17 protein-coding genes and 6 pseudogenes are annotated in these 16,445 nt (G+C 66.4%); 11 read left to right on the top strand and 12 right to left on the bottom strand.

The features are described from left to right. Nucleotides 1–266 precede the first annotated feature (266 nt). Both ACFYNP_RS36980 and ACFYNP_RS36985 read left to right on the top strand, forming a co-directional pair. Nucleotides 267–560, top strand: coding sequence for a hypothetical protein (locus ACFYNP_RS36980; protein WP_388791703.1), 294 nt, complete (start codon nucleotides 267–269; stop codon nucleotides 558–560). Between the two features lie 229 nt (nucleotides 561–789). Then, nucleotides 790–1,197, top strand: coding sequence for a hypothetical protein (locus tag ACFYNP_RS36985; protein ID WP_388791705.1), 408 nt, complete (start codon nucleotides 790–792; stop codon nucleotides 1,195–1,197). A gap of 258 nt (nucleotides 1,198–1,455) precedes the next feature. Here ACFYNP_RS36985 and ACFYNP_RS36990 read toward each other — a convergent pair whose 3' ends face one another. Beyond that, complete coding sequence (locus tag ACFYNP_RS36990) at nucleotides 1,456–1,587, bottom strand: hypothetical protein (protein WP_388791707.1); 132 nt, start codon at nucleotides 1,585–1,587, stop codon at nucleotides 1,456–1,458. Nucleotides 1,588–1,796: 209 nt separating this feature from the next. On the opposite strand from ACFYNP_RS36990, the gene ACFYNP_RS36995 reads away from it, so the two are divergent. Continuing rightward, the gene (locus ACFYNP_RS36995) at nucleotides 1,797–1,943 is read left to right on the top strand and encodes a hypothetical protein (RefSeq protein ID WP_388791709.1); all 147 of its coding nucleotides are present in this window, start codon (nucleotides 1,797–1,799) and stop codon (nucleotides 1,941–1,943) included. Between the two features lie 113 nt (nucleotides 1,944–2,056). Here ACFYNP_RS36995 and ACFYNP_RS37000 read toward each other — a convergent pair whose 3' ends face one another. From ACFYNP_RS37000 to ACFYNP_RS37010, 3 genes are all read right to left on the bottom strand, one after another. Next, nucleotides 2,057–2,671: a hypothetical protein gene (locus ACFYNP_RS37000; RefSeq protein WP_388791739.1), complete on the bottom strand. Its 615-nt coding sequence runs from the start codon at nucleotides 2,669–2,671 to the stop codon at nucleotides 2,057–2,059. Between the two features lie 412 nt (nucleotides 2,672–3,083). Then, nucleotides 3,084–3,911, bottom strand: coding sequence for a hypothetical protein (locus tag ACFYNP_RS37005; protein ID WP_388791711.1), 828 nt, complete (start codon nucleotides 3,909–3,911; stop codon nucleotides 3,084–3,086). Between the two features lie 504 nt (nucleotides 3,912–4,415). Beyond that, nucleotides 4,416–4,643, bottom strand: a complete 228-nt coding sequence (locus ACFYNP_RS37010; RefSeq protein ID WP_388791713.1) for a hypothetical protein — start codon at nucleotides 4,641–4,643, stop codon at nucleotides 4,416–4,418. A 5-nt stretch (nucleotides 4,644–4,648) separates the two neighbouring features. Between ACFYNP_RS37010 and ACFYNP_RS37015 the strand changes: the two genes are divergently transcribed. After that, nucleotides 4,649–4,921, top strand: a complete 273-nt coding sequence (locus ACFYNP_RS37015) for a hypothetical protein (protein ID WP_388791715.1) — start codon at nucleotides 4,649–4,651, stop codon at nucleotides 4,919–4,921. A 451-nt stretch (nucleotides 4,922–5,372) separates the two neighbouring features. On the opposite strand, the gene ACFYNP_RS37020 is transcribed toward ACFYNP_RS37015, so the two are convergent. After that, nucleotides 5,373–5,612 (bottom strand): YrhB domain-containing protein, encoded by a 240-nt coding sequence (locus tag ACFYNP_RS37020; RefSeq protein WP_388791717.1) that lies wholly within the window; start codon nucleotides 5,610–5,612, stop codon nucleotides 5,373–5,375. 556 nt (nucleotides 5,613–6,168) lie between these two features. Between ACFYNP_RS37020 and ACFYNP_RS37025 the strand changes: the two genes are divergently transcribed. Next, nucleotides 6,169–6,300: a hypothetical protein gene (locus tag ACFYNP_RS37025; protein WP_388791719.1), complete on the top strand. Its 132-nt coding sequence runs from the start codon at nucleotides 6,169–6,171 to the stop codon at nucleotides 6,298–6,300. Between the two features lie 39 nt (nucleotides 6,301–6,339). Here the strand turns inward: ACFYNP_RS37025 and ACFYNP_RS37030 are convergent, their stop codons facing one another. After that, the gene (locus ACFYNP_RS37030) at nucleotides 6,340–6,600 is read right to left on the bottom strand and encodes a hypothetical protein (RefSeq protein WP_388791721.1); all 261 of its coding nucleotides are present in this window, start codon (nucleotides 6,598–6,600) and stop codon (nucleotides 6,340–6,342) included. 333 nt (nucleotides 6,601–6,933) lie between these two features. Beyond that, nucleotides 6,934–7,437, bottom strand: a complete 504-nt coding sequence (locus tag ACFYNP_RS37035; protein WP_388791723.1) for a hypothetical protein — start codon at nucleotides 7,435–7,437, stop codon at nucleotides 6,934–6,936. Between the two features lie 265 nt (nucleotides 7,438–7,702). Between ACFYNP_RS37035 and ACFYNP_RS37040 the strand changes: the two are divergent. Beyond that, nucleotides 7,703–8,067, top strand: a pseudogene (locus ACFYNP_RS37040) (MerR family transcriptional regulator); the annotation flags it as partial. A 138-nt stretch (nucleotides 8,068–8,205) separates the two neighbouring features. Then, a pseudogene (locus tag ACFYNP_RS37045) lies at nucleotides 8,206–8,648 on the top strand (IS5 family transposase); the annotation flags it as partial. Here ACFYNP_RS37045 and ACFYNP_RS37050 read toward each other — a convergent pair. The 3 genes and pseudogenes from ACFYNP_RS37050 to ACFYNP_RS37060 all read right to left on the bottom strand — a co-directional run bounded on the left by ACFYNP_RS37050 (nucleotide 8,636) and on the right by ACFYNP_RS37060 (nucleotide 11,006). Further along, on the bottom strand, nucleotides 8,636–9,118 hold the full coding sequence (locus ACFYNP_RS37050; protein WP_388791725.1) for a DUF5959 family protein: 483 nt from the start codon (nucleotides 9,116–9,118) through the stop codon (nucleotides 8,636–8,638). The pseudogene ACFYNP_RS37045 and the gene ACFYNP_RS37050 sit on opposite strands and share 13 nt — an antisense overlap. A gap of 71 nt (nucleotides 9,119–9,189) precedes the next feature. Further along, nucleotides 9,190–10,185 (bottom strand): annotated as a pseudogene (locus ACFYNP_RS37055) (IS481 family transposase); the annotation flags it as partial. A 5-nt stretch (nucleotides 10,186–10,190) separates the two neighbouring features. Continuing rightward, the gene (locus ACFYNP_RS37060) at nucleotides 10,191–11,006 is read right to left on the bottom strand and encodes an NAD(P)H-binding protein (RefSeq protein ID WP_388791727.1); all 816 of its coding nucleotides are present in this window, start codon (nucleotides 11,004–11,006) and stop codon (nucleotides 10,191–10,193) included. A gap of 84 nt (nucleotides 11,007–11,090) precedes the next feature. On the opposite strand from ACFYNP_RS37060, the gene ACFYNP_RS37065 reads away from it, so the two are divergent. The 3 genes and pseudogenes from ACFYNP_RS37065 (at nucleotide 11,091) to ACFYNP_RS37075 (ending at nucleotide 13,135) form a co-directional block, all read left to right on the top strand. Further along, nucleotides 11,091–11,513, top strand: a complete 423-nt coding sequence (locus ACFYNP_RS37065; RefSeq protein ID WP_388791729.1) for a winged helix-turn-helix transcriptional regulator — start codon at nucleotides 11,091–11,093, stop codon at nucleotides 11,511–11,513. 111 nt (nucleotides 11,514–11,624) lie between these two features. Further along, nucleotides 11,625–12,619: pseudogene (locus ACFYNP_RS37070) on the top strand (IS5 family transposase). A 126-nt stretch (nucleotides 12,620–12,745) separates the two neighbouring features. After that, the gene (locus tag ACFYNP_RS37075; RefSeq protein WP_388791731.1) at nucleotides 12,746–13,135 is read left to right on the top strand and encodes a hypothetical protein; all 390 of its coding nucleotides are present in this window, start codon (nucleotides 12,746–12,748) and stop codon (nucleotides 13,133–13,135) included. Between the two features lie 146 nt (nucleotides 13,136–13,281). On the opposite strand, the pseudogene ACFYNP_RS37080 reads toward ACFYNP_RS37075, so the two are convergent. Continuing rightward, nucleotides 13,282–14,090: pseudogene (locus ACFYNP_RS37080) on the bottom strand (IS5 family transposase). Between the two features lie 1,070 nt (nucleotides 14,091–15,160). Continuing rightward, the gene (locus ACFYNP_RS37085; protein WP_388791733.1) at nucleotides 15,161–15,763 is read right to left on the bottom strand and encodes an O-methyltransferase; all 603 of its coding nucleotides are present in this window, start codon (nucleotides 15,761–15,763) and stop codon (nucleotides 15,161–15,163) included. Nucleotides 15,764–15,953: 190 nt separating this feature from the next. Here ACFYNP_RS37085 and ACFYNP_RS37090 point away from each other — a divergent pair. Next, a pseudogene (locus ACFYNP_RS37090) lies at nucleotides 15,954–16,445 on the top strand (IS5 family transposase); the annotation flags it as partial.

Raw genomic sequence — 16,445 nt, forward strand, 5'->3', positions numbered from 1 at the left:
CGGCGTCGTGGGTGAGGGCGCTCTGGTGAGCTCGCGCCGACAGGGGCCGCCCGTGGGGGCGCGAAGCCGCCTGTCTTCCCCGTCGCCGTGCTCGACGACCTGCGCGCGGTCCAGGCCGCCTACGGCAGAGCCGGTGATCCCATCCTGATCACACGAACCCTGGTCGGGTACCAGGCCTCCAGCGCCAACTCTGCAAGATCTGCCAGCCCCGGATCCCACAGCGCTAGCCACTGTCTGGCAGGTCATGAGGTCCATAGGATCTGGCCATGATCAATGTGCAGGTCCGTGGCAAGAGCGGCACGGTCGAGGCCCGCGCAAAGCATGGTGTGGCGTGGGGGCCAGAGCTGGCCGCGCTAGATCAGTCGGAGTTTCCGACGCTGGGGCATCTGATGCCATATGCGGACACTGTTTTCAACAGCCGACAAGTACTCACCTTACTGGCGGAAGTACCGCGACTGCCTCCAGGCGAGGTTACCGATGCGTTCGCGCGTGACCTTTTGGACTTGGGCCAGACAGTTCTCGACGGACAGCACCTCTACTTCTGGTTCCTCGGCGACTGAGACAGCAGGTCTGCTCAGCCCGGCACCAAAGCCGGATTGCAGTGGTGGTGACCGTGCTGTGAAAGACGTAGGCGCGTTTGCCGTAACGAGTCACAACGGCCGGTGGTTCTTGAGCCGGTTGATCATCACTGTGGTTGCCCGGCAGGGGGCTGGCCGATCGACATCCCGCCGTTCCCGGAGCTGTGAGCGGCCATTGCGGGACAGCTTTTACTCTAGGAGCAAAGACCCGGTGACGGAGTACATCAGTGGGAAGCGGCTGTTCCGGGTGGTCGGATTCGATCCCTCACACCGGCAGCTCAAGCTGTGGAGCGAAGCGACAGCCATCGATGAAACCTCGACACGGGTGGAGGTCTGGATCGGGCATGTGGAGTTGATGTTCCTAAAGCCGTACTACCGCGACGGCTTGCATATCCGGCGTGCGACCGAGACCGAGTTCGCCGAACTGCGCGAGCGGCACCAACTGACCGAGGAGGACGCCGAGTGGACATGGATGCTCGCGTCCGATGGCAGCTTCGTCGTCAGCGGCAACCCTTCCTGGCGTGAGGCAGAGTTCTCACTCATGGACCGGGAGTCGCTGTTCGACCACTCAAAGCCCTGGCCACCGGTGTACCCGGCGCAATGGGGAACAGTGGTGTAGCCGCAGGTGCCGACTGGCTGTACCGTCCAAGGCTTCCCCGTCGGGGCCCTTTCCTGGATCTACGCCAACCGCAGCCCCGTCCAAACCCACAACCTGGCCCCCTGGTGCTACCAGACATCCGCAAGGTTCGTGGGACAACAGCTGATATCGCGGGACCGGGACCAGATCGCTCTCTGGCATGCGGATTCGCCCCGGACTGCAATCGGAACCCACGGCCGCAAGCCAGACAGTGAAGGAGCTTTTCGCCTTGGGCGCCGCCTACTCGTCCCGGCGCCTCTTGGCACGTCCGTACATGATCATGGCGGCCAATACCGCGAGCGCTACTACAACTATCACCACACCGACCGTCCCGCCGGGATACAGGCGGCCGGCCGCCTCCACGTCCGTCATCCGCTGATCTCCTCGTAGGGGCCGGGGCCAGTAGTTGGTGCCACTGGCCCCGGCCGGGTGTTACGCAATTGCCTGCCGGGCCCCTCAGCGACCGCGTCATCGGAACAGTTGCACGACGAGGCCGGTACAGCCGCTCTCGTAGCTGAGCAGGTGAAGGCAAGTCCGCTCCGATCTTACGAGAGTGGGACAGGCATCAGGGAGGCATACTCATGACGCAGGCTCAGGCTGCGACAGCGACAGCGACGTTCCGCTTGACGGGGATCATCGCCGACGGTGTCTTCAAAGTAGTGCTCAGTGCCGCCTACCTGATTGGCGCTTCCTGGCTTGGCGATCTACTTGGCGTGTCCGCCTGTTGATGGCCATCTCTGGCGGACGGGCTCGAACTCACCCACCCCTCTTGGGGTCCCTCGCCGCGTGCGCGGGGAGCAGAATCCCTGAGCTGCGGTATTTCAGGAAGTGAAGGCGGTTTTTACTTACCTGTTTGGGAGTGGGCAGGGTCCGTCTCTTCTGCCTTCAGCCCCACGAGGCCGTAGCCGCGCACGGATGACACGGCCAGTGGCGCCAAGCCGGCGACGACGGCGGACGGGGCAAGGGGGACCAAACTCTGGTGCAGGCCGATGCCCTGGGCGAGTTGCCCGCCCAGGAGATACCCCAGCGGCATGGCTCCCAGACCAAGAGCCGTGTCCACCGCGGCGACGCGCCCCAGGACTTCGGAGGGAACCTGGTCCTGAAGAGCCGTCGTCCATACGACACCGAACAATCCGTAGCCCGCCGCGGCCACGACGACGGACACTACGGCCACGACGGCGGAGCCCGGCATCGCCAGGACACCCATGGGGAGTCCCACCGCGGTGACGCCCAGCTGGCCCGCCACCCCCCGCCGAGGACCACTCCACCGGACAGCCGCGACCGCTCCCAGAACCGTCCCGGCGCCGAAACCCGCCAACAAGCCCGCGTAGCCGCCGGAGCCGTCGGTGTAGTCCCTCCCCAGTAAGGGCAGCAGGATCAGCAAGGGAGCCAGTCCCAGGCACAGAGCCGCAATCGCGCCGGCGATGCTCCACGTCAGCCACGGCCGGGACCGTATCTCGGACCAACAAGGGACAGGCCCGCTGGACCATGCGCTGGAAGACCGCGCTGAACGCCTTCGACATCACCTTCGACGGCCTCCTGACGGCGGCCCGCCAGTAAGTACAACTACCCCAGTTACACCGCTCGTTCGGCAGTCCCAGGCCAGGACATCGCGGACTACATCAGCCCCGTGCTGACAGGGATGGCCGCCCTGACATACGTGGGTCTCGTCCCAAGCGCCTCAACTCCGTCGCGAAGAAGCCGGGTCGTACCGTATGCCCCTCGTCGCTGACGACAAGACGCGTAACCACACGGTCGACCCGGCCGTCTCCGCGATCCTCCTAGACGAACTCGCGCACAGGTCCCTTTGTGGAACCAAATGCGCCACCACACCGAACCCGCAGCAGCCCGGACCAGTCGCCCCTGAGCTAGAACGCCGGGGACACCAGCTTGGTGATCCAGATGATCGCCGGGACGCACAAGGCCACACCCCACACGCCGGCGATGATGAAGGAGATCAAGGCGTACCCCAGCCAGGCCACTCGGGTGCGCCCGTATACGCGGGAGGGGTCTTGGGGGTCGTACGAGATCTCATCGCGGTGTCCGCGCACTGTGATGGGCGCCGCCATCTCCTGCCCGTCAAGCGTGCGGAAATGGACGATGTAGCTGACACCCGAGTCGCTGGATGTGCTCAGGTCGAACTCGTACCGGGCGTGGACGGTCACACCCCGCCGCCCCATTACCCACCGCGTGTCCAGGTGGGTCATCTTCACCCAGAACCACAGCAGGCCGAGCCCGGCGGGCAGCAGCAGCCAGGCGGCAATGCCCAGGACGGAGCTGGGCGGGAGCAGCACGGCCAGGGGAGGTCCCAGGACCGTGTACCAGAGCGCGCGCCGCCACCACGGGTTGCCGTGCAGCACTTGGTCCCGCAGCCGAGTCAGCACGCGCACGGGCCAGGGCGGCACGGTGTGCCGTTGCGGCTGCCGCCGCTTCCCCGAGCGGCCCGCATCACCGATGATGGCGTCTATCTCCGCGCCGAGCGCGCTGATCATGTCCTGATTGCGATGAGTGATCGTCATCGAGGAGCCGCCTCCGGCATCCTCGACGAGGAACACGGTCAGCGACTTCCCGGCCGCCTCGACGCGGCGTATCCCCGTCCCTGGCACGACGACGGTCGTGCGCCCCCGGATCCAGTGCAGCGCGCCACGCTCCACCCACGCCCGGGTACGGCCGCTGGTCAGGACGACCCCGGTCATCGTCTCATTTTTCGGTTCCCCCATATTGGTGGATCTTAGGCCAGGGGTGGGCGGAGCGTCACGGAGCCGGGCGCTCTCACGCCCTGGACGCGCGGGCCCTCCTCTGTGCCCTGGAGGGTCCCTTTACGCACCGGTTCGACGCCAGCCTGGCACTTCCAGCAGATCAGTTCCCCCGCCAGTTGGTGCGCCTCACCCGGCAGCCCGATGTGGCGTCGGAAGACGTCCCGCCCGCTCTCCCTCTTCCTCGCCCGGTGCGCCCCACCCACCCCCTCGCTTCAGCGGCCTACGGACATGCCCTTGCATGACGGACAGCTCACCTGCCTCGATCATCCTTCAACTGCCCTTCGCCCAGGCCAACTTCGTTGCTGCGATGCGCTTGGGGCACACACAACGCATCAGTGTCTGCCCGGGTCCTCGGACCCGGGCGGGACGGCAGTCAGGGATGCCCTGGTCACGGCGGGGATCGGCGTAAGTAGGGCTTTTACTGTGCTGCGGGGCAGTTGCTCAGCGACACAGCTGGTCAATCGTGTTCTCGAAGTCAGGGAACTCTTGGGCGGCCAGTCTGATCACGTCGGCAGGCGGGCGTCGGCCGTGTGGGGCGAAGCGTTCGGCGATGGCGGCACGCTCCGGGCTGGGTCGCGGAAGCCAGTCGGGCTCGTATGCGTCAGTGAAGGAGGGGATCGCTTCGAAGGGGCCGTAGCCGCCCGCAAGCAGCCACAGGAAGTCGGCCAAGTCTCGTGCGACGCCGCGCGGTGCTGATGCGGTCGCTGTACGCAGACTTCGACACCGACCTGTCCGAGCTGTTCCCCGACGAGGTCGACCGGCTCACCGACCACGAGATCAGCGAGCTGACCAAGCGCGGCCTGTGGTTCGCCGAAGCCCCCGAAAGCCATCGGTCTGGTCACCGAGATGCCCACGGCGAGCTGGTGGAAGACCAACCGGCACCTGGTGCTGCTCCTGATCGGTGCCTTTCTCGGCTGGCAGCTGAGCAGCGGCTCCAGCGGCGCTGACCCGCAGCCCGCCAAACCCTGTCCCACTCACACCGCACCCAGCCCCAGCACCTCGGTGCGCCCGCTGCCCGGACTCATCCACTCGCCCTGACCCGGCCCCCACCAGCTGCTCAACGCGCCCGCCGCACCAGCCTGGACGGCGGGCGCAGCACTGTCGACCCGCACTGCCTTGGAGGAACCCGTCGTGCTTGTGCGCTCCTTGGTGGACGGCCACGAGGCGGGCGGGTGCATCACCCTCCACCAATGCTTCCACGTACTCAAGGGCCTCCGCAGGCGAGAGCACAGGCAGCCTCTGGCGCAGTGCCCGAACAGCGTGCATCCGTCCGCGCGTAGCGGCGACTCCGCGGAGCGCATCGTGCAGATCGTCCACCGCAGTGCGCACCGGCAGCCCACGTATCCGGGCCACATGGTCGTCCTCCCACGCTCCGCTTCTCGCGGAGACGACGCTGATTTAGTGGAGTCCTCCGTCGACGCGGTCCACCAGGTACGGCCCATTGCCGATCAGCGCGTACTTCGAGTTCCGAGTGCGTGCGAACTTCTCGGACTGCCAGGAGATGACCCACACCAGCTCGTGTTCCTCGACACGGACCGCAACCATCCTCACCCCGTCCGCGCTCACAGCCCGCCACTGCTGATAGTCGCGCTCCAGCTGCTCTTCGACAGCCCGGACGGCGGCTTCTTGCTCGATCACGCGTGCAGCATCCCGTACCGACCCGTTTCGACCAGCGAATTCCTACAGCTCAGGGCCATGCAGAGGGGCCAACGAGCCTTCTCCCCCAGGAATACAGCAGCTGAAAACACATGCTCTGCGACACGACCCAAGAGGCTCGGCTACGGCCTGGACTGCTGCGACGGCACCCCCGCCGACTCCTCCGCCTGCCTCCGTCCCCCGGCCGAACAGCTCTTGGCCGCGTGACTGCCGCCCGAGCCGGGAGAACCACCACGATGACCGACGGCAAACGCGCCTCCGTCTTCCACGGGCCCGATGGTCTGGCTTCGTTCAAGAGAACGAAGCAGAAGTTCACCACCTTGGCAGGCACCCGGCGTTCGAACGGGGCCGAGGAGTAAGGGATGGCAGGGGCTTATAGGCTGTTCTCTATATGAGAGCAGAAGGAACGGAGACCGATACCGTCTGCCGAGTGTGCGGGTATGACGAAGAAGTATTTTGGGAGGACGGATGGCCCACCAACAGCATCTGTCCATGCTGCGGCAACGAATCCGATGTGGGTGATGCGAGCGTCGTGAGCGTGCGCCAGTACCGCGGCTACTGGCTGGGGCGCGGTGCGCGTTGGAACAACACCCTGGAGGAGCGGATCCACAAGGAGCGGGAATGGGACCTGCTGAAGCAGATGGCGAACGTTCCGCCCGAGTGGCGCTGATCCCATCGTCTGGGACGACGCCAGGTCGGAAGGCCGATGTCAGCGCCAGCGGGGCGGAAGGTTAGCGAGCTGCTTTAGAGGATCCCAGTCAACTGGCCTGCACTGCGGGCTGTACCACCGGGCGCCATGGCCGGCCCAATAGCCACGCAGTTCCCGCACCTGCATGAGGTCATCGTCACCGATTCCGGACTCATTCCCGCAGCAATCGCAGATGACATAGGTGGGAAACCCGTGCTCGAACAGTGCCTCACCGTCATCCAACCCGCAGATTCGGCATGCTGATTCGATCGTGTCTTCCATGCCCACAGGCTATCGGGGCCATCTCACGCGGCCGCGCTCGCCCTGTGCGGATCAGGCATCGGAGTCGAATAGAGCAGTGGCTGAGTGTCTCCCGAGATGGTGGACATCTACTGTCCGTTTTTCATGAACAAAGACACGGCGAACACGGCCAGGACAATCGCCGGACGTGGCGCGGCTGCAAGGACGCATCCCGCTCCCCCGAGACCGACTGGCTATGGCGGATCCGTGAGCTCTTTCCAACTTCACACTGAGCTGGTCAGATCTGGGGCGAGGAGGGCTTGGACGAGTGCGGTGATGCGGACTGGACGGCGGCGTGCACGCGCGCCGAGTTGGTCACGGATGGACGCCCGCCTGCGCAGCCAGATACTCGACGCCGCGGTGGCCGGACTGCTTGGACACGTGGACGTGGACCGCGTGCCGGCCGGACGGCAGTGCAGGGTCGGAGTGGTCGCCGCGGAAGGCGACCTGTACCGCGTCGTGGCGGGAGCCGTGCAGGCCGTGCTCGGGTCTGTCTGGCCAACGACCCGACCATACGAGGAAGACCGCGTTGCCGTTGTCGCCCAGTGCCGCGATGACCCGGTCCTCGGCCGTCCCCCGTGCGAACCGTGCCGAGATTTCGAGCGGCAGGTGTGCCTCCAGTTCACGATCGTCCATGACCGGCACGTCCGGTTCACAGCCGCCGGCGCCGCAAGAGGGTCGGGCGCCAGGGTAGGGACGGTGCACAAAGCGGGAGTTCGGCAGCGCCGCCGCCATGCGGCGGACCTCGCCGACGCTCTCCAGGTGCGTCAGCAGTACCGCCTCGTCGCCGCGGTGTTCCATCAGAGCGCACAGTCGCATGGCTTGGCGGTACGCGTCGGCGGCATCAGTGGTGACGTGAACACAGTGTGTGTAGTCGGCTAGGCAGTCTTCGCACATGGCCGAATGGTGCCACCAAGCCGTCCTGACCCTGCATTTGGCCGGCCCAGACCGATGACGGAAAGAGCTCCGTGTCGTGGCCAGCGGCCACGCCTCCGTCTGCCGCGCCATCCCGCTGACGTGAGCGCCCGCCGTCCGCGCGCCGTATGGCTCGCTCGGCAATGCCCGCATGCCCCAGGAGGTCCATGTGCGTATCGGTGAGTTGTCCCGGCGGACCGACGTGGCCGTGCACCTGCTGCGCTACTACGAGGAGCAGGGTCTGCTCCACCCGCAGCGCCGCCCCAGCGGATACCGGGAATACGTCGAAGAGGACCTTGCCATCGTCCGCCGCATCCGCAGCCTGCTGGCCCCGGCACCTCCACGATCACCACGGTCCTGCCGTGCCTGCGGGACACCGGCGACCGTCTGGTCCCCACCTGCTCGGACCTGCTCGCCGGCCTCCATCAGGAGCGCGACCGCATCACTCAGGCCATCAGCGACCTTCAGGCTTCCAGGGACGCGCTCAATGACGTCATCACTGCGGCCCCGGCCGACGTCACTCGCCGGGCAAGCGGGGTGGACTGCGGCGAGGCGGCGGGCTTCGGCTATGACCTCAGCATCGATCTGAGCTACTGCTTCGTCGCTGCCGTATTCGAGGAAGGCGTACTCGTCATCGAGTTCGGCGAGTCGTCCTGTCAGGGGCAGCTCATGCCCGTAACCCGGGGTAGAACCGGCAGCAAGCTTCACCTGATCACCGATGCCACCGGCATCCGGCTTGCCGCCATCCTGACCGGCGGCAACAACGACGTCACCCAGCTCATCCCGCTGCTCGAAGCCGTTCCACCGGTGCGAGGCAACCCGGCCGGCCCCGGCGCCGCCCGGACCTCGTGCTTGGTGACCGTGGCTACGACCACAACAAGTACCGCCGACTCGTTCAGGCCCTTGGGGTAAAGCCGGTGATCGCCCGCCGGGGGACCGAGCATGGCTCTGGACTGGGAACTCAACGTTGGGTCGTGGAGCGTGCCTTCGCCCATCTGCACGGGTTCCGCCGCCTGCGGATCCGCTGGGAGATCCGCGACGACATTCACGAAGCCTTCCTCACCCTGGGATGCGCACACATCGGCTGGCGCCGACTGTCCGTTCAATCCCAATAGCTACGGGAGCGCGGCCTGATCACCACCTCGTTCGGCCAGGCCAGACGGACTTGCCGGAGCTGTTTGTGCAGCGCGTCGATCCAACCGTGTCCGGCATCCAGCCAGAGACGAATCGAGGAGATGGACTCGTCGCCATCCGTCACGGTGACGATGGGTACGGGTACGGAGAAACTCCGGTCCAGCTCGATCTGGATCTCGCAGCCGCTGGATGCCGTCCACTTGATGTCGCGGTAGGCAGCAAGTTCGTTGAGAGCCGTGGACCAGTCGTCCAGGTCCTCCGGCGACAGGTACAGCTCCATGCGCCCGTTGGCGAAGCTGCTGGTGACAGTGAACTCGGCATCGAGGTAGTCGTTGTACGGCGTCGCCCCGGGACGCCGACGCCCCAACACCCGCAGCCGGACACTACTGCCCAGCTCGGGGCTACCACCCGCCGTTAGATGCAACAGATCCACTGCGCCATCGCCAACCATGAGTCCTCCCAACCCCCGTCTGCATCGCCATCATGCACGAGCCACCAAGCCCCCACCTGGCATTTCGCTAGGGTTTGCAAGGCCACGACGTCGGTGACGCGATCGCGTAGTCGGGCTGCGGGCGGCTGCCCTGCGGCAGCGCTGTGGGGCCGGTGACCGTTGTAGTGGAGGTTCCAGACGTCGAGCGCTGCGCGTCGTTGGTCTTCGGAGGTCCAGGTGCGGGCATAGAGGAACTCGTCGGTGACGATCGGTCGTAGCGCTCTACTATCCCATTGCGTCGCGGTGTGTATGGGGTGATCCGCTGGTGCCGGGAGCCGAGCAGGGCCCGTGAGAAGGCTTCGGCCCGGTAGCAGGCTCCGTTGTCGGTGACGATCGCTCGCTGCGGGGGGTGCCGTTGGTCCCGAACCACGCACGGGCACGGTGCATGAACGCGATCGCAGTAGTGGCTTTCTCGTCTGACAACGCTTCGGCGGAGGCCGATTCGGGAGTAGCCGTCGACCGTGGAGTGCAGGTAGTTGTAGCCGCCCCGCTTCGTCTTCCTCTTGGAACGGCGGCTGCTTTGGCCTGATCGGTTCCTCGGCCGTGGACTCGCCAGCCGCCGCCGTCGGGGATTCGGCCTACCTTCTTCGACTCGATGTGGACCATGTGCCCGGGCCTGCGGGCGATGATTTTGCGTGGTTCGCGGTTGAGTCGCCGGTCGAATCGATGAACTTGCGGCGGTTCAGCCCGAGGGCGAGAAGGTGGCGAGACACCGTACGACGGCTGATCCGGATGCCCACGTCGCGGAGCTCGAAGACGATTCGGGAGGCGGACCACTTCTGTGTGCGACGGAGGTCCTCGATCCGTGCCACCGCGTCCGCGGAGATCGCCGCCGGCTGGCGGTGCGCGGCCGAGGAACGATCCAGTAGGCCAAGCTCCCCGTCCTGTCGGTAGCGGTTGACCCACTTCGATGCACACGCCCGAGAGATTCCCATCTCAGCGGCCACGTGCGCGATGGGACGGGTATGGCAGCATTCGACCAGTCGCCGACGACCTTCGAGGTGCAGCGGCGCGTTGCGATGAGCCATGCGCGTCAGCGTGCGCTGGGACGCATCGCGGCTGCGGTGTCCGCTGCTACGGCCAGCGCGTCGGTGAGCGGCCGGTCGAGCAGCTGCACGAGGTCGGGGCTGGAGTTGTTGAGGAACCCATGGCGGACGCTGGTGGCGATCGAGGTAAGCATCGGCGGCTGGAACGGCAGCAGTGCGTCGTCCGCGAGGAGTCGGGCGCGGTACTCGCCCAGCCCGATGGTCCGGTGTACGACGTCGAGGCGCTGGGCGATGTCCTCGGCGGTGATCGGGTCGCCGACCAGGTCGTAGGTATTGCCGGCGTGCGCTGTTGGGTGGCTGGCAACGATGGCTGTTGCGGCAGCCAGGTCCACACGAGCCACCGCAGAGAGAGCGCCATCGCCAAAGGCTGACTCCAGACCGTCGGGTGTCCACGTCAACAACGCTCCGAAGAGCTCGGCGTAGAGCCCATTGCGCAGGACCGTCCAGTCGAGCCCACTGGCCTTGACCAGCTCCTCAGTGGCGCGGTGGGCGAGCGCGAACCCGAGGTGATCCCCGGTGCGGGTCAGGCTGGTGTAGATCACGTGTACGACGCCGTCGCGAACGGCGGCATCGAGAAGGGCCTGATGCCGAGCGATGACCTGGTCGTCCTCGGCATACCCGGCAGAGACCAGCACCAGCGTCGAGACACCGGTCAGGTCAAGGCTGGCGGGGTCGTCGAAGTCCAGGTGGCGCTGCCTGTCGCCGGGAGTCCGGCTGCCACCCAGGGCGGGCACCTTCCGTTCGGCCAACTCCTGAAGCGTGAGGGATGCGAGCTGTCCGTTCGCGCCGGTCACCATGATCATTGTGGTTCGTTCTCCTATGTGGTTCTCATCAGTAACTACGATGAGTCTCGACCGGTCATGGTCGGCCCACAAGGAGGCAGTTTGATGTCAGTGACGCACACCGAGGTAACCGCTGGGCCCGCAGAGCTCGACCCGTGCGGACAGCCTGACCACCCCGACTGCGAGATCCGCGACGTCCTCGACCGCGTGGGCGACAAGTGGTCGGTCCTCGTGATCGTCGAGCTTGCGAACGGCGCACGACGTTTCCGACAATTGCAACGCGCAATCGACGGGATCTCTCAGAGGATGCTGACTCTGACCGTGCGCCGGCTGGAACGCGATGGGCTGGTCCTTCGAACCGTCTATCCGACCGTGCCTGCTCAGGTGGACTATCGCCTCACCGAGACCGGTACGAGCCTGACCCATCTCGTCAAGGCACTGGCCGACTGGTCACTCAAGCACCGGGACGGCATCGCCCATGCCCGCCAGGCTTACGACGCGCAGCATCCCGACAGCGAGATCCGATGACCGCCCGCGTCAACAACGTCATGATCCGCAACATCTAGGGCCTGTGTGATGTCGTGATCAACTGCTGCATTCTGGCCTGTTCGAAGGGTGGCATCCGGTAGGACTGGGGTTATGACGCGCAGGCAACTGACCCACGCTCAGTGGAAGTTCATCGAGCCGTATCTGCCGATCGGTGGGTACGGGCCGCATCCGGAGCGGTTGTGGGAGCAGTTCAGGGATCTGATCTGGCGGTTCCGCTCCGGTGGGCAGTGGCGCGAGATGTCTGCCGAGTTCGGGCCCTGGGCCACCGTCTACGGACGCTTCCGCGCCTGGTTGGACGCCGGTGTTTTCACGGCCCTGATGGAAGGCCTGATCGCCCAGGAGCCCGGGTGGGCAGGACGGACTTGTCACTGGTCAACGTGGACTCGACCACGGTCCGCGCTCACCACGACGCAGCGAGAATGCGGGTCAGCAAGCACCTCATGAAAACCCCGGAAGAAGCCGTGCGGGAGCAGGAGACAGCCCGGTACAAGGGGGCAGCACGGAGGAGCCGACCGGACAGGACGAACGCCGGCGCATCCGGCGCATCCGGCGCATCCGGCGCAGACGCAGGCTCCGCCTGAAGGAAGCCCTGCTCGGCAGGTCCCGGGGCGGACTCACGAGCAAGATCATCTCGCCGCGGACCGCCGGTGCCGTCCGCTCCACTGGTCCTGACTGCCGGGCAGGCCGGGGACGGCCCGCAGTTCATCCCCGTACTCGCGAAGGTCAGAGTCCGCCCGCCAGTCGGCCGTCCCCGCACAACGCCCGGCACGGTAGCCGCGGATAAGGCGTACTCCTCCCGCGGTCACCGCGCCTACCTGAACAAACGCGGAATCAAGGCCGTCATCCCGGAGAAACGGGACCAGGCAGCCCACCGTAAGAAGAAGGGCTGCCGGGGCGGCCGGCCCGTCGTCCACGATGCCGACCCCTACACGGAACGGAACACCGTCGAGTGCCTGATCAACAAGATGAAAGCCTGGCGAGGGATCGCCATCCGCTACGACAAAACCTCAGGTAGCCACCTCGCCGGCCTCCGCCTCCGCGCCGCCATGATCTGGATCGACGACCTCCTCCAAGCCGCCGACTGACTGATCACGACATCACACAGGCCTTGGAGCTCGTAACACGATCTTGTTGAGGCTTCCTGGTCGGGGTGACCAGTGTGACGATTCGGCAGTTCGTTACGCTGGGGCCGTGATGATCAGGGGGACAGGATGAACAGGGGGATAGTCGGACGGTGGTTCGTCGCTGTACTGGCCGCTTCTTCGGTACTCGTCTCAGGGTGTGCGAACTCGGTCGACCCCGACGAGCTTCCCGGCGTGTACCGCAACGGCAAGACCGGCGGCGAGATCGCGCTCGATTCCGACGGCACATTCACCGCCACTGATCTGTCGACGGACGAGCACTCCGACCCCGCCGATTTCCACGGCCAATGGGAGTTCGTCGACAGCAGCGGCAGCGACTTCGTCTACCTGGACATCGAAGAGCGTGGCATCGGTGAGGTCTCCGGTGTCCAGCTCTACGCGCGCGGCGGAGGGAAGGTAGCGTTCAGCCTTCCGGATGGGTCGTGGTCCCTGGTGCTCACCAAGGTGTCCGCCCAGTAGATCAGTGTGCCCAGTCAGGCGTGTGGTGGCACCACACCCGGCGGCGGCCGATCCGGGAGCGGCAACTCCGGGTAGCAACCAATGCGTTGCTGAATCTGCAAGGCTGCCTCAAGCTCCGAACTGCGTCGTGTGAGCCTGAAACACGATCATGGTTGGGGTTTCTTGAGCCGGCGCCAGCAGATGAGACTGCATGCCAACGCGATGAAGGCGTTGTGGAGTTCGAGGCGTCTTTCCCAGCGCACAGCGAGGCGTTTGAACTGGTGGGAGCAGGGCGGAGGTCTGCTCCACGACGTAGCGGAGCTTGCCCAGGCGCTTGATGTTCGGGGCGCCCCTGCGGGAGTTCACCGGCATGATGCGTCGGCGTCGCAGCTCGCGGCGCACAGCCGTCGAGTCGTACGCCTTGTCGCCCAGGACAGATTCGGGGCGGCGCCGCGGGTGTCCAGGCCGTCCGGCCCCCGGCTGGATGCCGTCGACCAGGGCGGGGGTCTGGGTAATGTCGTTGACGTTCGCTGCGGTGATGATGACGTGCAGTGGGGTGCCGCGTCCGTCGCAGATCAGGTGGTGTTTGCTACCCGTCTTGCGCCGGTCGAGCGGTGACGGACCGGTCGCGGCTCCCCCTTTTTCGCGCGAACATGGGAGCCGTCCATGCAGGCGCGTGACCAGTCGAGCTCGCCGGCCGCGTTCAATTCGGCGAGCAGCAGGCGGTGCAGCTGGTCGAAGACGCCGGCCTGCTGCCATCGCTCCAGCCGCCGCCACCAGGTCTGTCCGGAGCCGAACCCCAGCTCCAGTGGCAGGAGTTGCCAGGCGATGTCCTGATGCAGGACGAACAGGATGCCCTGCAGACACCGCCGATCATCCACCGGCTTCGGGCCTGGCGACCGCTCAGGCCAGGGTGCAGCAGCGGTTCGATCAGCGCCCACAAGTCGTCATCCACGATCCACGGTCGAGTCGTCACACACCACGAACGGCCCGATCGTCACACAAGTCACGCCCCACCAGGCCCGTTCAGCAAGATCCTGCTACAAGCTCTGAGCGGCGCGCATCCAACTTGCCTGATTTCAAAGGATCTTGACTGGATTTCGTGTGTTCTGTCACGTTCTATCCGCCGCTTCCGACGAACGAGCGAGAGGTGATCTCATGCGATGAACCGAGCACGACGCGAGCCAGGCCGCCATGTCTTCCCCGCCGATTGGCGGTGGAGCGGCGGCGGACCGGATCGCCGACGCGCTCGGCACCCCAAACGTGATCGGCGAGAAGGCGAACGTGACGGCGTTCGTGGTGCGCCGATTCGTCGACTGCGGCCTGCTGGTCGACCTGTGCGCGAACCCCGAGGGGACGCCGCATCACTTCGACCAGGTCGCGGAGGTCTGCCGCCGCGAGGACCCGGCGGCCTGGTCGCCGCCGACACCCCGCTCGGACCGGAGCAGGCCGCTGCCCGGCTCCGGGTGCGCCGTGCCGACTTCGACCACATGGTGCGGCTCGGTTGGGTCCGCTCCCCGCAGTCCATCGAGGTCCGCTTCGGCACCAGCCGGGCCGGGGCCGTCGACGTCGCGCTCTACACCACGGCGTCCACGGACGCGGTCATCCCCGCCCACCCCGAAGTCGACGGGGAGCAGCTGCGCGCAGTGGAGAAAAAGCCGGCACCCCCCGCTCGCACCGCTGCGCCCGGCACCGGCGCCCGTACCGGCGTAGGCCTCAGTTCCTTCCGCCCGCCCGCCTGCGTCCCGCTCCGTCCAGAAAGGCGGCCCGGGGCGCGAGCGTTCTGGTGGCGGGCCGAACTCAGGCGTGCCCGGCGGCCGGTGACTTTGGGATCAGGCCCGCCGGCGGAACGAGCCGCGGCCCCGGTCCGGCTCGGGGGCGTCCTCCGGCTCCGACGGTGCGGCGGCCTGGAGGCGGGCGGGCCCGGCTCATCTGAAGCATCGAACGAGTCGCTCATGAGTCATGTCGCGGACTTGGCGGTCGGCATGCTCGGGGACACCGCCGGCTTTCAAGATGCCGGTGCTTTTCGGCTGCTTCTGGCTGCTGTCAGCAGGCGGAGAACCGGGTTCCGACGACCACGCTGAGGTCCGCCGCGAGGCGGAGTTCCGTAGCCCGGAGTTCGGGGTGTTCCAGCCAGTGCAGGCGCGACCGATCAGGTGCGCCGTTGAAGTGGGGCGGCCATGTTGCGGCGGGTGTGAAGTCGTCGATCACCACCGATCCACCGGCGGTGAGCAGAAGGGCGGGATCCGCAGTGCCGTCGCCCTTGGCCTGACCTCCGCCGTCGAGCACGAGCAGGTCGTACGGGCCATGGTCTGCGATGCGCCGCCAGTCACCATGAAACACGTCAACGTGTTCGCAGTCTCGGAAAACCTCCGCCGCGATGCGAGCCCGTTCCAGATCACGTTCGACGCTGATGAGCCTGGCTCCATTGGCCGCGCCGGAGGCCAGCCAGGCGAGGCCGACACCGCATCCAGTCCCCGTCTCGCCTATGCGGTGAGAAGCCCCTGCGGCCAACACCTGTAGCAGACGGCCCTGCTCAGGCCTACAGGAGAACGCGAAACCGTGGTGGCGTGCTGCCCGCACGGCCCGCTGGACCAACGCGGGGAAGGTGTCGTTGTCCTGGTACGCGTCGGTTCCCTGAAGCGACATGACGTGATTATGGCGCCCCAGCGTCCCCCGTGACCCGGCAGTAGCAGACGAACGCGACAGCAAACCCGGCGAAGGCAGTATCGCCGGCGCGGATTTCGCTTAATGGTCCTAACAGAAGCCGTTGATCATGTGACTTTCGGTTCGGCTGGTCGTTGGTCTGGTCGTGGGGAAACGTCATTCGCGGCCTTGGATCGTGTCGGATGAACTGTGGTCGCTCATCGAGCCGTTGCTGCCTGAGCCGGCGCCGAAGCAGGTGGAGGGGCGCCCTCGGGTGCCGGACCGGCAGGCGCTCTGCGGGATCCTGTTCGTGTTGCATACCGGGATCCAGTGGGAGTACCTGCCGCAGGAGCTGGGCTTCGGATCAGGCATGACCTGCTGGCGGCGCCTGGCCGCATGGAACGATGGCGGCGTGTGGGACCAGCTGCACGTGGTGCTGCTGAAGAAGCTGCGGGTCGCGAAGAAGCTGGACTGGTCGCGGGCGGTGATTGACTCCTCCCACGTCAGGGCAGCTCGGCGGGGCCCAAAAGCGGGCCCAGCCCGGTCGACCGAGCACGTCCGGGCAGCAAGCACCACCTCGTCGTCGACGCCCAGGGCATCCCACTCGCCGTCTCACTGACCGGCGGCAACCGCAACGACGTCACCCAGCTGATACCCCTGCTGAAGAAGATCCCGTCCGTCGCCG

This window comes from Streptomyces sp. NPDC006691 (genome assembly GCF_042869955.1).
GTDB lineage: Bacteria > Actinomycetota > Actinomycetes > Streptomycetales > Streptomycetaceae > Streptomyces.

Bases quoted from the DNA above. Each gene is read 5' to 3' on its own strand.
- ACFYNP_RS36980 (WP_388791703.1), top strand. From the start codon at position 267: ATGATCAATGTGCAGGTCCGTGGCAAGAGCGGCACGGTCGAGGCCCGC.
- ACFYNP_RS36990 (WP_388791707.1), bottom strand. From the start codon at position 1,587: ATGACGGACGTGGAGGCGGCCGGCCGCCTGTATCCCGGCGGGACGGTC.
- ACFYNP_RS36995 (WP_388791709.1), top strand. From the start codon at position 1,797: ATGACGCAGGCTCAGGCTGCGACAGCGACAGCGACGTTCCGCTTGACG.
- ACFYNP_RS37005 (WP_388791711.1), bottom strand. From the start codon at position 3,911: ATGACCGGGGTCGTCCTGACCAGCGGCCGTACCCGGGCGTGGGTGGAG.
- ACFYNP_RS37030 (WP_388791721.1), bottom strand. From the start codon at position 6,600: ATGGAAGACACGATCGAATCAGCATGCCGAATCTGCGGGTTGGATGAC.
- ACFYNP_RS37035 (WP_388791723.1), bottom strand. From the start codon at position 7,437: ATGCGACTGTGCGCTCTGATGGAACACCGCGGCGACGAGGCGGTACTG.
- ACFYNP_RS37050 (WP_388791725.1), bottom strand. From the start codon at position 9,118: ATGGTTGGCGATGGCGCAGTGGATCTGTTGCATCTAACGGCGGGTGGT.
- ACFYNP_RS37060 (WP_388791727.1), bottom strand. From the start codon at position 11,006: ATGATCATGGTGACCGGCGCGAACGGACAGCTCGCATCCCTCACGCTT.
- ACFYNP_RS37065 (WP_388791729.1), top strand. From the start codon at position 11,091: ATGTCAGTGACGCACACCGAGGTAACCGCTGGGCCCGCAGAGCTCGAC.
- ACFYNP_RS37075 (WP_388791731.1), top strand. From the start codon at position 12,746: ATGAACAGGGGGATAGTCGGACGGTGGTTCGTCGCTGTACTGGCCGCT.
- ACFYNP_RS37085 (WP_388791733.1), bottom strand. From the start codon at position 15,763: ATGTCGCTTCAGGGAACCGACGCGTACCAGGACAACGACACCTTCCCC.